Genomic DNA, 15224 nt, shown 5'->3' on the forward strand with positions numbered 1-15224 from the left:
CGCGCCGGACGGAGGGTGTCCGTGACCGCCCCCGCCGTCCTCGACGCGCCCCGCCCCGCGACGGCGGCGCGCCGCCGGGTGCTGCTCGCCCCGGTCACGATCACCCCCTCCAAACCGCTCATGCCGTCCCACCTCAAGGGACTTTTCTGGACGGACGTGATGTACCGGGCCACCGCGTGCCTGGCGGAGGTCGACTACCGCTTCAGCCACTCCACGTACCACCTGACCGAACAGACCCTGGCCTTCTGGGAGTTCCTCGACCGGACGCAGGGGGACACGGGCTACGCGGAGTTGACCGAGGACGACATCGGTTCGCTGTACGTACGCCACCGGGCGGCCGAGGACCGGGTGCCGGCCGCCGCGCTGCGCCCGTACGCCGACGCCGTCGAGCACCACGAGTGGGTGCACCCGGCCGCCACCCGCGTCCTCGAACTGTGGCGGAGCCACTACGCGCGGCTGGGCCTGTACGACCCCGGTCTCCTCGACCACCAGCCGCCCGGCCTCGACCTGGAGGAGGCACTGGAGCATCTGCGCGCGCGTGGGCTGTGCCTGGACCACCGGGCGGTGGGCGGCCCGGTCTACCTCGACCTCACACGGCACGGCCTGCCGCTGCGCCAGATCGTCACCGCCGACGGCCGGCCCAACTACCTCGCCTGCGCCCTGCGGGAACTCCTGCCGCTCGCCCCGCACTACGACGAGCTGGTGTTCCTCTACGACCGCGAGCTCGACCCGGACTACCAGCTCCTCGCGCGCGTACTCGGGCCGCTGGGTCCCGATGTGCACCGGGTCACCGTGGGGCGGGTGCCGGTCGACGGCCGGATCCGTTCGGCCCGGGCGGGCGGCTGGCAGGGCCTGGACGCCGCCGCGCTCCTCGACGCGGCCCGCGCCGACCACGGTGAGGCGGCGATCCGGCTCGGCATGCGGCTGTACTTCATCGCCACTCTGGGGCCGGGCCAGGCCCAGTCGCACCGGCCCGACCTGCTGCGCCAGTGCCTCGGGCGCGCCGAGCGCCTGCTGGCGGGCGCGCCCGACACCGCCGAACCGGCCCTGCCCGCGCGGCTGGGCGTCCACCGCCGCGACCACACCTATGTGGATCCCTACCGGCTCACCACCAGTCTGCTCGGCCGGCGCCGTCCCGCGCCCGCGCGGGATCTGCTGAGGGAGGTGTTCCTGTGCCCCTGACCGGAGAACGGGCCTGCCCGCGCACGGCTCCCGCCCCGCTGACGCAGCGGCGGCTCCACGCCGAGGCGTTGCGGCGGCTGCGCGCGGCGCGGCCCGAACTGGTGCCCGCCGAGGGCGAGTCGGACGCGGCCGCGCTGCGGGCGGTGCGCGCCCGGGTCACCGAGCTGCCGGACGCGGGCGCCGTCCAGGCGGTGGCGGTCGTGCGCCACTTCGACCCGGCTGCCTGGGTCCGTGACGCCTCGGCCTTCGCACTCGGCCTGGCACCCGGGGCCGCGGCGGCCTGGCGCCGGTCATTCACCCGAACGGTGTACCTGGCCGGGAACCCCGAGAACCTGCTCGGCCGTTACTCCTTCGACCACTTGGCCGAGGACAGGTCGGTCGGCTGGTGCGGCCCGGCACCGGCCGCGAGCAGTGCGGAGCTGCGCCGCCTGCTCAAGCTGTTCCTGTCCACAGCCGCGTTCCCGGTGGGCCCGCCGAGAACGGTCACGGTCCCGGCCCCGACCGCCACTCGGGGCGGCTCCGGGACGCCGCGGCAGCACCCGGCGCGATCGGCCGCGCCGGGTTCCGGTCCCTGGCCGAGGGCCGGAATCCACCGCGACCTCTATCTGGCCGTCTCGGGCGTCCGGGTGCCCGAGGCGCTCGTCCACCTCAACCACCTGGTGGCCGAGGCCGTCCTGGACGGCCTGATCGTGCCGGGCGACCGGTTGACCCTGCGCTCCGTCCCGAGCCTGACCGGCGCGAGCGCGGCCTTCGCCGCGCTCCGCGTCGACGCCGACCCCACCCACCCCGACCGCCTTCGCGCCTTTGCCGCACTGACCGAGGAGACTCCCGATGACTGACTCCACCGTTCTGCCCGCCGACCGCCTCCCCGGCACGCCCGCGGGCACCCCGCCGGTCCGCCTGGGCATCCACGGCTCGCCCGACCTTGCCACCGCGATCATCCGCGCGGCGGGCCGCGACGCGAGCGAGGTCGAGCTGGTCGGATACGAGGTGGGCGATCCGTTCCGTGGACTGCGGGCCGGGGAACTGGACGTCATGATCGTCAAGTACGGGCTGGAGGAGCCCGATCTGGCGGTGAGCCGGCCCGTGGCCCTCGACCCGCGTGCCGTGATCGTCGGCGCCCACCACCCGCTCGCCACGCACACGTCCGTGTCGGTGGAGGAGCTGGCCGCGTACGAGGGGTTCCGCTGCCCGGGCGCGTTCCCCGAGTACGTGTGGGACGAGGTGGTGCCGCCCCGCACCCCCAAGGGCCGCAGGATCCGGCGGGCGTACGAGATGGGCACGGTGAAGGGCCTGGTGGGGACGCTCTCCGGGACGGACGCGGTGCATCTGACGTTCCAGTCCCTGGAGACGATCGCGCCGGCCCGGATGAAGGTGATCCCGATCGTCGACCTGCCGCCCGCGCCCGTCTCCCTCGCCTGGCTGCGCGACCCCGCACCGGCCGCGCACACGGCCCGGTTCATCGCGGACGCCGAGAAGGGGAGCACCGCGCGATGACGGCGGCCGACGGCCGGGCGCCGGTGGTGCTGCTGCACGCGCTCGCCCTCGACTCCTCCATGTGGGACGCGCAGCGCGAGGCCCTGGAGCGGCGCGGCCACCGCGTCATCGCTTTCGACCAGCGGGGTTTCGGGGGAACCGCGCTCGGTGACGGTCCGCCCTCGCTGGACGCGGTCGCCGACGACCTGGCCCGCGAGCTGGACCGGCGCGGGATCGCGCGCGCGGTGCTGGCCGGGGTGTCGATGGGCGGCTACGTGGCGATGGCGTTCCTGCGCCGGCATCCCGGGCGGACGCGGGCGCTCGCGCTGCTGTCCACCCGGGCGCAGGCGGACGACGGGGCCGCGCGTGCGGCCCGGGAGGGGTTCGCCGCCCTCATGGAGGACCCGGTGCGGGGCCCGGCGGCCGTCGAGGCCACCGCTCCGCGACTGGTCGGCGCCACCACCCGGGCCGAGCGCCCCCGGGTGCTGGCCCACGTCCGCGCTGTCGCGGCGAGGTCCGCCCCCGCGTCCCTGGCCTGGGCCCAGCGGGCGATCACCGCGCGCGAGGACGCCCTGGACGTCCTGCGGGACGCCGACATCCCGGCCGTGGTGATCATCGGGGAGGAGGACGAGCTGGTGACCGAGGCGGACGCGCGCGCGATGGCGGACGCCCTGCCCCGGGGGCGCCTCGTCGTCGTCCCGCGCGCGGGTCATCTGCCGCCCCTGGAGGCACCGGAGGCGACTCAAAAGGAGCTGGACACGCTGCTCGACGAGCTGGAGGCGCTGGAAGCACGCACCGGTGCAGGGGAAGCGCGCTGATGCCGGGCGAAGACCACCGGGCCTGGGGGTTCACGGGCCACAAGGGGCGCGGTGAACGGCGCGGCCGCGAAGACCACCGGGCCTGGGGGTTCACCTCCTCCACCGGCCTGGGATTCACCCATCACACCATCGTCGACGCCCACTTCGAGGCGTGCCGCGACGCCTACCTCGCCCTGCTGGGGCAGGCGGGCATCCGGCCCGGCGCGCACGTCCTGGACGCGGGCTGTGGCGGCGGGGACTTCCTGCCGTGGCTGGCGGATCTGGTCGGGCCGCGGGGGCGGGTCTCGGCGGTGGACCTGGCCGGGGAGAACGCCGCGCTGGCCCGGGAACGGCTGGATCGCTGGGCCCCCCTCTGCCCGGTGGAGGTGCGCCGCGCCGATCTGCTGGAGCTGCCCTTCGCGGATGCCACCTTCGACGCCGTGTGGTGCGCCAACACCGTGCAGTACCTGAGCGACGGCGAACTGGCCCTCGTCCTGCGGGAGCTGCGCCGGGTGGTGCGGCCTGGCGGCACGATAGCGGTGAAGGACCTGGACGCCCATCTGATCACCGCCCGGCCGGCCGATCCGTATCTTTTCGCGGACTTCTTCCGCGCGGCCGGCCGCACTCCCGGGTACGCCGCCCAGCTCCTGCGCACCCGGGACCTCTACCGCCATCTGAAGGCCGCGGGCCTGACCGATGTGCGGCAACAGACCGTCCTGATCGAGCACTTCGCCCCGCTCTCCCCGCAGGTCAGAGCGTTCTATGCGCCGACCTGTGCCCGGCTCGCCGAACAGGCGGCGGCGCTCGGGCTGAGCGAGGAGTGGCGCCGGTTCGCGGACCCGGACGCGGCGGACCACCCGCTGGACGCGGCCGACGGATACATCAGCGAGGGCAATGTGCTGGCCGTCGCCACCGTGCCCGGCGAGCGGGAATTCCGGGAGCCCGCCGCTCGTTCTGCGGGAGAGAAGCACAGCTGACGGGCCTCTGGTCCGCGGGAGGCGAGACGTGAGCAGCGAGCAGGAGACCATCCGCAGGATCCTGACCGGGACCGGGGACACCTGGGCGGTCGTGGGTCTGTCGTCCAACGAGCGCCGCGCGGCGTACGGAGTGGCGGCGGTGCTCCAGCGGTACGGGAAGCGGATCGTGCCCGTCCATCCGAAGGCCGAGACAGTCCACGGCGAGCAGGGGTATCCGTCGCTGGACGCGATCCCGTTCGACGTCGACGTCGTGGACGTGTTCGTGAACAGCGAGCAGGCCGGAGGGATAGCCGACCAGGCCGTGGCCGCGGGGGCCAAGGCGGTCTGGTTCCAGCTCGGGGTGATCGACGAGGCGGCGTACGAGCGGACGCGGGCCGCGGGGCTCGACATGGTCATGGACCGGTGCCCGGCGATCGAGCTGCCCCGGCTGGGCTGAGCCCGCCCGGGGCCGACGGCACCCTGGGGCCGACCCCGCCCCGGGCCTGGCCGCCCGGGGGGCCGCGCCCGCGCCCTCCTGGCGCCCCGCGTCCCCGTCCCGCCTCCCGCTGTCCGCTGTACCGGTCGTCCCGGCGCGCTCATACTGGCGCCATCCCCAGCAGTCCCCGAACGGACCCATGGGAGGCGCGCCTTGCCGACGTTCATCCGCACCCCGGACGGCCGGAAGCTGGCCGTGGAGAGCCGGGGCGACCCGCTGGGCAGGCCGGTGTTCCTGCTGCACGGCACTCCCGGCAGCAGACACGGCCCGGCTCCCCGCAGCACCGTGCTGTACCGGATGGGCATCCGCCTCATCACCTTCGACCGGCCGGGGTACGGCGACTCGGACCGGCGGCCCGGGCGGCGGGTCGCACACGCGGCGGACGACGTGGCGGCGATAGCCGACGCCCTGGGCCTGGACGGGTTCGCCGTGGTGGGGCGCTCGGGCGGCGCGCCGCACGCGCTGTCGTGTGCCGCGCGCCTCGGGGGGCGTACGGCCAGGGTGGTGGCGCTCGTACCGCTCGCGCCGCGTGACGCGGAGGGCCTCGACTGGTTCGACGGGATGACCGAGGACAACATCCGGGCGTACACCATCGCGGCGGACGGCCCGCGGGCAGTGACCGCCGCCTTCGAGGGGCGGGCGGCGGAGATACGGGCGGACCCGAGGGCGACGGTCACCGCGATGCACGCGATGGTGCCGGGGCCGGACCGGGAGGTGCTGGCCGACGCCGCGGTCCGGGCGCTGCTGGTGCGCAACTTCGCGGAGGGGCTGCGCTGTTCGGCCGACGGGTGGGTCGACGACATCCTGGCGCTGAGCTCGCCCTGGCAGTTCCGGCCGGAGGACATCCGTACGCCGGTGCTGCTGTGGCACGGGGCCCAGGACGTGTTCGCACCCGCCCGGCACACCCGCTGGCTGGCCGAGCGGATCCCGGGCGCCCGACTGGAGGTGCCGCCGGACGCGGCGCACTTCGGCGCGCTCGCGGTGTTCACCTGGGCGCTGCGGTGGGCGGTGGCGTGAACGGCCATGCGGTATACGGTCGTTCGGCGGCGGGCCCCCGTGACGTCCGGTGGGACCGACCAGAACGGGCATGCCGAATGCAGTCGTTCGACGGCAGGCGCCATGGCACCGGCGGGACCGGCCGGAACGGACGTGCGGAATGCGGTCTTCCGGCAGCGGGCCCCGTGGCATCCGGCGGGGCCGACCTCAACGGGCATGCGAAGTGCGTTCGTCCGGCGACGGTCACCGCGGCATCCGACGGGTCCGACCTGAACGGACATGGGGAATGCAGTCGTTCGGCGGCGGGCCTCGTGGCATCCCCTGGGGCGCCGGTCGGGCGCGGCCGGTCGCCCCCGGCCCCCGCCCGGCGGCCGGGACCGGGCCGCTCTCCCCTCCTTCCGGTCACACCGGCTGGATCTCGATGTCCCGGTCCAGTCGTCGCCAGGAGCGGGCCGCCTCCGCGATCGGGTGGTCCACGCCCAGGCGTTCCGCGGCGGGTCCGATCACCGCCGCCCGCATTCCGGCCGCCTCGTCCCCCCGGCCCGCGGCCCGCAGGGAGACCGCCAGGTTCGACCGGCAGACCAGGACGTCCGGGTGCCAGGCGCCGAGCTTGTCGAGCAGTCCCTCCAGCGCGACGTACTCCCACCGCTCGGCGAGGTCCGCCCGGCCCAGGTCGCCGTACACGTTGGCCAGGTTGACGGCCGCGCAGAGGGTGAACGGGTGCTGGGGGCCGAGCGCCCGCTCCAGCCGTTCCCGGACCTCCTCGGCGTCCTCGACCGCCTCCTCGGCGCCTCCGGTCTCCCGCAGATGGACGACCACGTTCGCCCGGCACGCCAGGCTGTAGGGATGGGACTCCCCCAGCGTCCCCCGGTACCCGTGCAGCATCCGCCGGGCGAGGTCCAGGGCGCGCCCCGGTGCGCCGGTGGCCGCGAGGTCGGCGGCGAGGCTCACCCCGCAGGCGAGGGTGTCGGGCGAGTCCGGTCCGTACCGGTCGTGGAAGCGCTCGTACGCCTCGGTCGTGAGCCGCATGGCCTCGTGCGGGTGTCCGGCCCTGCGCAGGGAGACGGCGAGGCTCTTGGCGGCGCGCAGCACCTCGGGGGCGTGCGGGTCCAGGACGCGCCGCAGTCCCTCGACGACCTCGCGCAGGACCTCGCCCGACACCGCGTACTCGCCGGTCTCGCGCAGGTCCTGGGCCAGGTTCGCCTTGGTGACCAGGGTGTAGGGATGGTCGTCGCCCAGCAGCATGCCGCGGCGCTCCACGGTCCGCTCGTCCAGGCGCCGCGCGGCCTCGCTGTCCCCGGTGAGCCGGTAGTCGATGGCGAGGTTGTGCGCGGCGGTCAGGGTGCGGCGGTGGGTCTCCCCGAAGAGGCCCCGCATGCCCCGGTAGACCCACAGGTCCCGCTCCAGGGCCTCGGTGAACCGGCCGACGGCGCGCAGGTCGGCGGCGAGGCTGCCGGTGACGACCAGCACGGTGGGGTGGTCGTCGGCGGGGTGGAAGAGGCGCTGCTGGCGGGCGAGGATGTCCTCGTCCAGGGCCAGGGCTTCCTGGTAGCGGCCCTGCGCGCGGAGCGCGTTGGCCAGCTCGAAGCGGATGTTGAGGGTCTGGAGCGCGTCCTCGCCGAGCCGGCGGGTCCAGACGCGGTCCAGTTCCGCGCCGAAGGAGCGGGCGCTCTCCAGCTCGCCTCGGCGCAGCAGATAGCGGATCCGGTCGATCATCAGCTCACGGGCCCTGGGGTCGTCGCTGTCGGCGACGCCGGACGCGTTCAGATGCGGCCAGATCAGCTCGAAGGCGGGCCAGCTCTTGGGGTCGTTGACGGGGTCGTCCCGGTCGACGCCCTCGGTCGGCCGCGCCTGGGCCAGGATGCGGTGGACGACCCGCTTGGCCTCGGTCTGCTCCTCGGCGCTCAGCTCGTCGCGCACGGCCGCCTGGACGAGGCGGTGCACCTGGATGCTGCTGTCCGCCGGGTCCACCTTGGCCAGGGCGAACCGGTTCAGGGTCTGGATGACCCGGCCGAGCATGTACCGTTCGCGCAGATCGGCGTCGTACGGGAGCAGCGCGTCGAACATCGCGTCGCTGCCGATGAGCCGCATCGAGACGGGTTCGGCGGAGAAGAACGAGCAGATCTCCAGCAGCCGCACGGCGGCCCGGGACTCCTCGCGCAGCCTGCTGATGGAGATGGCCCAGGTGGCGCCGAACCGCAGCCCGTACGCCTGGGGCGTGCCGAGCGAGAGGACCGAGGTGCTCTGCTCCGCGAGCTGGCGCAAATAGGCGTCGACCGGTGTGGCCGTCTCGGCGAGCCAGGCCGCCGCCACCTCCACGGCCAGCGGCAGGTCGCCCACCGCGTCGGCGACCCGGTCGGCGTCCTCGGCCGGCAGGCCCGCCACCCGCCAGGTCAGGTGCTCCACGCTCTCGAACCGGTCGAAGACCTCGACCTGGGTGCTCTCCACCTTCGGGGTGGCCGGTTTGTTGCGGCAGGTGGCGAGCAGATGCCCGTAGACCGAGGCGGGGAGCGGTCCGATGGCGTCGGGCAGCCGGCGCAGCGCGGCGTCCGGGTCCTCGACGTTGTCGAAGATCAGCAGCCAGCGCGGATAGCGCTCGCCGCGCCACAGCTCCTTCAGGGCCGCCATGGCCGCCTCGGCCACCACGTCCCCCGCCCGCAGGTCCATCTCGGCGGCGAGCTGCGCCAGGGAGGCCACCACCAGGTCGGGGCGTTCCGCCTCGATCCACCACACCAGGTCGTAGTCGGCGCGGAAGCGGTGCGCGTACTCCAGCGCCACCTGGGTCTTGCCGACGCCGCCGAGCCCGTAGAGGACCTGGGGCAGGCGCTGGGCGGAGCGGCTGTCGCCGCGCAGTTGGTCGCGCACCCGGTCGAGCAGGTCGGTGCGGCCGGTGAACCAGGTGTTGCGCGGCCGTACGTTCCACACGCGGGGCGCGTTCCCGGGGAAGCGGGGCCGGTCGGGGGCGCACGGGAGCGCGGCGGCGGCCTCCGCCCGGCCGAGGGCGCCGAGCAGCGCGGCCGCCGCCTCGGCCTCGTCGACGCGGACCAGGTCCACCGCGCGAAGACCGCCCGGCGGCGGCGTGAGCCGTACGTCGCCGACGCGCACGGGCAGCACCTGGCGGCGGCCGCCCGCCCGGTCCGGGGCGGGCCCGCTGTCCCACAGGCCGCGTCCGGCCCGGGACTTGAGGTAGGGCGGGGAGGCGATGTGCAGCACGCGGTGGGCCTCCTCGCCGGGTTCCTCCCGGGAGCGCCCGGCGTGCGGGGAGCGCACGTCGACGGGGAAGGTGCGGAAGCCGGCCGTGCCGAGGACGGCGGTCAGCCACTCCACCCACATCCGGTCCTCGGACACGTGGTTGAGCACGATGTTCGCGGGCGAGGCGGGCCGGCGCCGGGTGAAGGCGGCGACATGGGCGTTGCGCAGGGCCTCGTCGATCGGCGGGAGTCCGGTGACCTGTCCGTCGGTGAGCACCGAGGTGAGCCGTTCGCAGGCGGCCAGCAGCGAACTGCCGAGACCCGGCGGGTCGCCGAAGGTCGCCAGGACCTCCTCGTAGGCGTAGAAGGGCCGGTACGGGATCTCCACCGTGCCCCAGTAGACGTCGGCGGCCTCGCCCCGCAGTCCGCTGGGGAAGCCCTCGAAGCACTCCCGGGCGAGCGCCCGCCCGGCGTCGGCCTTCTCCTTCTCGCCCTCGTCGATCCTGGTCGGCACGGGCAGGATGCGGATGCCCCGCTCGTGGTAGCGCTCCTCGATGTAGCGGGCGACGGCCGAGGCGCCGTCGATGCTCTGGTCGCTCAGGGTGAAGCAGACGACGAGCACCTGGGGCATCTGGACCGTGCAGATGTCGGCGATGTCGCTGAGCCCGGTGCGGCTGTCGATCAGGGTGTAGTCGTAGTGGTGGCGCATGTCGTCGCCCATGGCGTCGAAGAATTGGCCGCCGCCGGAGTGCTCGTAGAAGTGGTCCCAGTCCATCCGGCCGACGACCGAGGAGTAGTCGCGGTTGCGGCGGCCGGCCGAGAGGAAGTCCAGGCTGCCGCCGCTGGGGAAGGACCAGTCGAGGGTGACGGCGTGCGGACGCACGCGCGCGTAGGCGCGGTGCCAGTCCGGGGCGCGCTCACCGGTGCGCCGGGCCTCCTCCTGGTACTCGGTGATCAGGTTGATCAGGCCCGGGGTGGCCTCCAGGTCGCGCAGGTTGAGGAAGGGGTGGAAGAACCGGTGCAGGCCCGGCGCCTCCAGGTCCCAGTCCACGGCGAGCACCCGGTAGCCGTTGGCCGCCAGGATCCAGGCGCAGTTGGCGAGCGCCATCGTGCGTCCGGTGCCGCCCTTGTACGAGTAGAACGTGATGACGGTCCCGTCACGGTTCTCGGCCATTTGGAGGGCCCTCCACCCGCTCGGCCTGGCTGTTCCCGGTGGCGCGCTGTTCCGGCTGGTCCCCGGTGCGGCCGCGGGCCGTCCGGCCGAGCCCGACCCCGCCCGGCAGGACGTGGGGCAGCGGGCTGCCGGGCCCGGCCGGCGGGCCCGTGCGGGCGGCGCTCTCGTAGTGCCTGACCGCCGACCGGACCGCCCTGGGGAGCTCCTGGCTGAATGCTTCCAGAGTAGGCAGACCGCCGCCCTGCGTCAGGTGGCCGGGGCTCTGCCGCAGTCTCGTGCCGAGGACTTCGTCGGCCACGTGGCGCAACTCGGCCTCACGCGGGCGTGATTCGGGGTCCGCGCGGTTCCACGGGACCATCACGCTGAGCCAGGGCCGCGGCTCGGCGCAGAGCAGCCGCACCAGTTCGCGGTGGCGCGGGGACTGGAGCGCCCAGCGGTCGAGCAGCAGCAGCCCGGGGGCCTCGGGCGGTCCCGGGCGCAGCAGGCGGTCGGCGCGGTCCTCGAACTCGGCCAGGTGGACGGAGTAGTTGAGGTTGACCACGAGGTCGGCGGTGTGGCGGGCCAGCGGCCGGGCGGAGAGCGGATGGTAGGGGTTCCAGTCGCTGGGCCGGGGGCCGTAGCAGTCGGGGCCGCGTCCGTGCGGCAGGCCGTCGCGGGAGCAGGCGAGGACGGTCACTTCCAGGTCGCGGCCGGGCCCGGGTGCGGGGCCGAAGGCGGAGGTGAGGGTCGCGTAGTCCTGGTACGGGTCGCCGTCGGCCACCAGGGTGCGCTCGGCGACGCTCACGATCCGCTTGGCGAGCCGGTAGACGGCGTGTTCGTAGTGGTCGCGGAGGTAGGTGAGCTTGATCATCCCGTAGAAGCCCTCGTCGGCGTACTCCTCGCCGAAGTCCGCGTGGTCGAACCGCAGTCTGCGCGCGGCCTCGGGGAGTTGGTGCGGCAGCACGGGCAGCCACAGCGCGGGCACGATCGCGGGAGGCGCGCGGTGCTCGCTGCGCGACTGGTGGAGGGTCTCGCGCCCGGCGAAGGCGAACCACTCCCGGCCGCACTGCTCGCTGAGGAAGTAGCGCGGCGAGTAGAGCGGGACGAAGACACGGCAGTGCGCCAGCGCCTCGGTGATCGGCCCCTGCCAGTCCTCGCCCGGGCGCACGTGCTGGTCCATGAACCCGGCGGGCACCCCGGCCGGGAGCGCGGTCAGTTGCATCACGTGCGCGGACAGGTCGCGGAAGAAGCGCCGTACCCAGAGGTCGGGGTCCTTGTCCCGGGGATCGTTCTTCGGCGTGTGCGCGTAACTCAGGAAGAAGTACGGCCTCGGCTCGTGCCCCCCGCCCCGCGCGGCTGCGTGCAGCACCGCTCCCTCCCGGTCCGAGTGGGTGGGTCCTCAGTGTAGAAAGCGAGCGATCCGCGGCGGAACCGCCTGTACGCGCCGTTTCGGGGGCGGCCTGTCACCCGCGCGGCGCGTTGCGCGCCCGCCAGGCGTCCCGGTGGCGCCGGGCGGAGTCGGCGGCGGCGGCGAGCGCCTCGGGTGCCACCCGCTCCTCCCGCCAGGCCGCGGCTCTCTCCCCCATCCCGGCGACGAAGCGCTTGCCGGGGCCGGTGAGCGCGCCGCAGCGGGCCAGGGTGTCGATGGCCTCCGTCGTCTGCCGTCGCCGGCGCGCGAACTCGCTCTCCGCCCGCGCGCGCCCCGCCGCGCTCTCGGCGGCCGTGCGCCGCGCCCGCCAGAAGTCGGTGACCGCCAGATGCGCGTACGCCCCTTGCAGCAGGGCGCCGAGCGGCCGGGGGTCGTCGCGCCAGGGCGCGTAGTAGCGGTCGGTGTCCTGCGGGTCGTACAGGTCGCAGCTGTCCAGCACCGCGCCCAGCTTCACGTGCTGGAACTCATGGACGATCAGGAGGGCGAGGAGGGCGGGGGCGGCGGGGCGGGCCGCGCCCACGGCCCCGAAGGCGTCCCGGCAGGTGGCGCTGGTGTCGCTGCCCGCCCGGGGGCTCAGCGGGGTGATGGAGCGCAGCCCGGCGGATATCCCCGGCGCGTACGCCGGCAGATGACGCTGGATGAGCGCCCAGGTGCCCGCGAGCGCGTCGGCCCAGGCGCGCGCCCCCGAGGCGGGCAACCGCTCCTCCGGGGGCCAGGGGTAGCGGTCGCGCAGCGGGTCGGTGTCCTCCAGGGCGACGGTCCAGCCGCCCGCCTCGAAGAGCCGTACGGGCTGCCAGTGCGGGGTGCGGCCGTCCAGGCCCTCGCTCCAGCCCATCCGGATCCGCCGGCCCCCGGCCCGTACGGTGAACCCGTAGGCCTGGGCGGTCAGTTCGGCCTCCTCGGCACCCCCCGGGAGCAGGGCCCTGCCGATGCCGGGCAACCGCAGGGTGCCGTCGCGCAGCGGTACGACGACGGTGTCGGCGCGCCGGGCCCGCAGCGCCGCCGACGCCGCCAGCTCCGCGAGACCGCCCGCGAGCGCGGCGGGTTCCCGGCCGCCGAGCACGCCGAGCGCCCACGGCCGGAAGTAGGGGTGGGCGAGGGCGGCCTCCAGCGCGTGCGGCGCCGCCGTGTCCAGATCGAGCAGCAGCTCCCAGGCGGCGCCCGCCCGGCGGTCCCCCGGGTCCACCCGGCCACCGAGGGCGGCCAGCAGACCCCGGTTGAGGTCGAGCTGGGCGACGGCGAGCCGGGAGACGACTCCGGCGCCTCCGAAGCCGGCGGCCAGCTCGTCGAAGTCGGCCGCCTCCAGCGTCTGTTCGGGTTCGGGCCGGGTGGCCTGGCCGGTGGGGGCGGGCTCGTCGGCCCGGGCGTGCGCCGGGGGCTCGGGGAGCGACTCGTGCCTGCGGATGTTCATGATCAACGCCATCAGGTCGGGGCAGAACACGGACGGGTTGTCGAAGCCGGTTCCGGTCCGGTAGCGGTGGGCGTAGAGGCCGCCGCCGCAGGACGCCACCACGGGACACGCGGTGCACCGCGCGCACAGCGCCTCGATCCCCTTCTGGCGGGCCAGCATCCCGGGGTGGGTGAGCACGTCGTCGAGGCTGTGCTCGAAGACGTTCATGCCGGTGGCGGGGGCGCCGTCGTAGGACGTCTTGAGGCTGTCGGCCTGTTCGAAGGTGCCGTCGGTCTCGACGACGACCAGGTCGGCCGGGGTGAGCCCGAGGGACTCGGTGAGGCTGTCGCCGCCGCGCAGGGTGCGCCGGACGGACTCGAAGAGGCGTACGGGGACCGGCCGCCCCTGCTCGTCCCACCGCCGGTAGACGGCGTCGAGCCAGTCCGCGTACGGCGTGGGCGTGTGCGCGGGGCGCGGCGGCGGGTGGTCCCAGGTCGCGTGCGGCAGCAGGAAGTCGACGCGGGGAGGGCGCAGGGCGGCCAGCGCGTCGTAGACCGCGACCGGGTCGTTCTCCAGGTCGATGGTGCACAGCAGTCCGGCGAACAGCTCCCGGTAGCGGGGGCGGCTCAGCAGGGCGACCGCCTCGACGACGCGGGCGTGGCTGCTGCGGCCGTCGGCGTAGCGGCGGTGGCGGTCGTTGGCCGCGCGGTCGCCGTCGAGCGAGACGCCGACGTGGACGCCGAGTTCCCGGAAGAGTTCGCAGAACTCCTCGTCGAGCAGGACCCCGTTGGTGTGGATGCGCAGGTCGAGGGTGCTGACGCCGCGCAGGGCGCGTCCGAGCTCCTCGGCCGCGTGTCTCAGCAGGGCGGGTCCGGCCAGCAGGGGTTCGCCGCCGTGCAGGACCACATGGACGGCGGGGAGCCGGTGGCTTTGGGCGTGGGCGGCGATCCGGGCCGCCGTGGCGGCCAGGATCTCGTGCGAGACGGCCCTGGGCCGGCCGCGCCAGCTGGTGTCGGCGTGTTCGTACACATAGCAGTGGTCACACGCCAGGTCGCACCGGCTGTGCATCTTCAGGACGACCTGCGACACCACCGGAGGTGACCGGTCCATGGCCGGGCCTCCGGCTAGAGCGCCGACTGGAAGGCGGCTACCGGAACCGTCGAGGCGTTCTCGGCGGCGATCAGGCGCTGGATCGCGACGGGGAGGTCCCCGCCGCGTGCCCGGGCGGCCTGTGTGTGCAGTGATGGCCTTTCACGGCCCTGACGGTCGGGCGCCGGACAAGGTCGTTCGGCGGCCGTGACGAGATGTCCCATGAATCCCCCCACCGGCGGGCGTGCCTGGTTGCGGGAGGGTGCTCACCCTCTCCGCACTTGTCTTCCCCGCATCGGCCACTCTCGCACAGGACCGCGCCGATCGGTCCGACTCCCGCGCATGGATGGCCGGTTCGCGCCATCCGGCGGGTCTCGCGGTACGTGACGGGAGTCCCGCGGGCACCACGGGCACCGCCGGGGCTGTCAGCGGGGTCGGCGCTGTCAGCGCTCGATGGGCACGGAGATCGCCATGGTCATCTCCACCGGCTCGGTGCCGTCGTTGCGGTAGGTGTGGCTCGTGGCGGCCTCGAAGGAGACGGAGTGGCCCGCCGGGACGGCGTGTTCGACGCCGTCCACGACGAGGGTGAGGGTGCCCTCCCCGACATGGATCAGCTCGAAGGTGCCCGCCGGGTGCGGGTCGGAGGCGCTGCCCTCGCCGGGCATCAGGTGCCACCGCCACATCTCCAGCGGGCCGGGCGCCTCGGCGCCCGCGAGCAGGGTGCTGGAGCTGCCCCCTTCGGTGGACCAGAGCCGGACGGCCTGGTCCGGCGGGACGATCCGCACGCTGGGCCCGCTCTCGTAGTCGAGCAGGGTCGTGATGCTCACCCCTAGCGCGTCGGCGATCTTCACCACGGTGCCGACGCTGGGGTTGGTCCGGGCCTGCTCGATCTGGATGAGCATGCCGCGGCTGACTCCGGCGCGGGTGGCCAGCGCGTCCAGGGTGAGGCCGCGCTCGGCGCGCCGGCGCTTGACGTTGCGGGCCAGTGACTGGGTCAGCAGATCGAGGTCCGACACATTCCGTCCATCATGGGGGGCCACCCCAGGGCGACCGGCTACTATTTTGAATG

Annotated in this window: 11 protein-coding genes; 7 read left to right on the plus strand and 4 right to left on the minus strand. The window is 74.6% G+C overall.

Annotation, left to right across the window (positions count from 1 at the left end):
- Positions 1-21 precede the first annotated feature (21 nt).
- From ABZ404_RS03285 to ABZ404_RS03315, 7 genes are all read left to right on the plus strand, one after another.
- Entirely contained in the window at positions 22-1182 is a 1161-nt protein-coding gene (locus ABZ404_RS03285) for a hypothetical protein (RefSeq protein ID WP_358990068.1), read from the plus strand.
- Positions 1173-2021 carry a DUF6182 family protein gene (locus tag ABZ404_RS03290; protein WP_358990071.1) on the plus strand — a complete coding sequence of 283 codons (849 nt, stop codon included), beginning with the start codon at positions 1173-1175 and terminating at the stop codon, positions 2019-2021. Before ABZ404_RS03285 ends, ABZ404_RS03290 begins: the two co-directional genes overlap by 10 nt.
- The gene (locus ABZ404_RS03295; protein ID WP_358836940.1) at positions 2014-2679 is read left to right on the plus strand and encodes a LysR substrate-binding domain-containing protein; all 666 of its coding nucleotides are present in this window, start codon (positions 2014-2016) and stop codon (positions 2677-2679) included. Before ABZ404_RS03290 ends, ABZ404_RS03295 begins: the two co-directional genes overlap by 8 nt.
- A complete protein-coding gene (locus ABZ404_RS03300) occupies positions 2676-3476 on the plus strand; it encodes an alpha/beta hydrolase (protein ID WP_358836939.1) in 801 nt (266 codons plus the stop codon). Before ABZ404_RS03295 ends, ABZ404_RS03300 begins: the two co-directional genes overlap by 4 nt.
- On the plus strand, positions 3476-4432 hold the full coding sequence (locus tag ABZ404_RS03305; RefSeq protein WP_358836938.1) for a methyltransferase domain-containing protein: 957 nt from the start codon (positions 3476-3478) through the stop codon (positions 4430-4432). Before ABZ404_RS03300 ends, ABZ404_RS03305 begins: the two co-directional genes overlap by 1 nt.
- 28 nt (positions 4433-4460) lie before the next feature.
- Positions 4461-4868, plus strand: a complete 408-nt coding sequence (locus tag ABZ404_RS03310; protein ID WP_358836937.1) for a CoA-binding protein — start codon at positions 4461-4463, stop codon at positions 4866-4868.
- A 192-nt stretch (positions 4869-5060) separates the two neighbouring features.
- On the plus strand, positions 5061-5924 hold the full coding sequence (locus tag ABZ404_RS03315; RefSeq protein ID WP_358836936.1) for an alpha/beta fold hydrolase: 864 nt from the start codon (positions 5061-5063) through the stop codon (positions 5922-5924).
- A 381-nt stretch (positions 5925-6305) separates the two neighbouring features.
- On the opposite strand, the gene fxsT is transcribed toward ABZ404_RS03315, so the two are convergent.
- The 4 genes from fxsT to ABZ404_RS03335 form a co-directional block, all read right to left on the minus strand.
- A complete protein-coding gene (gene fxsT, locus ABZ404_RS03320; protein WP_358990074.1) occupies positions 6306-10268 on the minus strand; it encodes an FxSxx-COOH system tetratricopeptide repeat protein in 3963 nt (1320 codons plus the stop codon).
- On the minus strand, positions 10252-11616 hold the full coding sequence (locus ABZ404_RS03325) for a TIR-like protein FxsC (protein ID WP_358837607.1): 1365 nt from the start codon (positions 11614-11616) through the stop codon (positions 10252-10254). Before ABZ404_RS03325 ends, fxsT begins: the two co-directional genes overlap by 17 nt.
- Positions 11617-11710: 94 nt before the next feature.
- Positions 11711-14176, minus strand: coding sequence for an FxsB family cyclophane-forming radical SAM/SPASM peptide maturase (locus ABZ404_RS03330; protein WP_358990076.1), 2466 nt, complete (start codon positions 14174-14176; stop codon positions 11711-11713).
- A gap of 422 nt (positions 14177-14598) precedes the next feature.
- Positions 14599-15171, minus strand: coding sequence for an XRE family transcriptional regulator (locus ABZ404_RS03335; protein WP_358837722.1), 573 nt, complete (start codon positions 15169-15171; stop codon positions 14599-14601).
- Positions 15172-15224: the final 53 nt, after the last annotated feature.

Origin of the sequence: Streptomyces sp. NPDC005878 (genome assembly GCF_040629815.1) — a bacterium.
In the GTDB taxonomy this organism is placed as follows: domain Bacteria; phylum Actinomycetota; class Actinomycetes; order Streptomycetales; family Streptomycetaceae; genus Streptomyces.

Coding starts and splice junctions, on each gene's coding strand:
- ABZ404_RS03305 (WP_358836938.1), top strand. CDS start 3,476: ATGCCGGGCGAAGACCACCGGGCCTGGGGGTTCACGGGCCACAAGGGG.
- ABZ404_RS03300 (WP_358836939.1), top strand. CDS start 2,676: ATGACGGCGGCCGACGGCCGGGCGCCGGTGGTGCTGCTGCACGCGCTC.
- ABZ404_RS03295 (WP_358836940.1), top strand. CDS start 2,014: ATGACTGACTCCACCGTTCTGCCCGCCGACCGCCTCCCCGGCACGCCC.
- fxsT (WP_358990074.1), bottom strand. CDS start 10,268: ATGGCCGAGAACCGTGACGGGACCGTCATCACGTTCTACTCGTACAAG.
- ABZ404_RS03330 (WP_358990076.1), bottom strand. CDS start 14,176: ATGGACCGGTCACCTCCGGTGGTGTCGCAGGTCGTCCTGAAGATGCAC.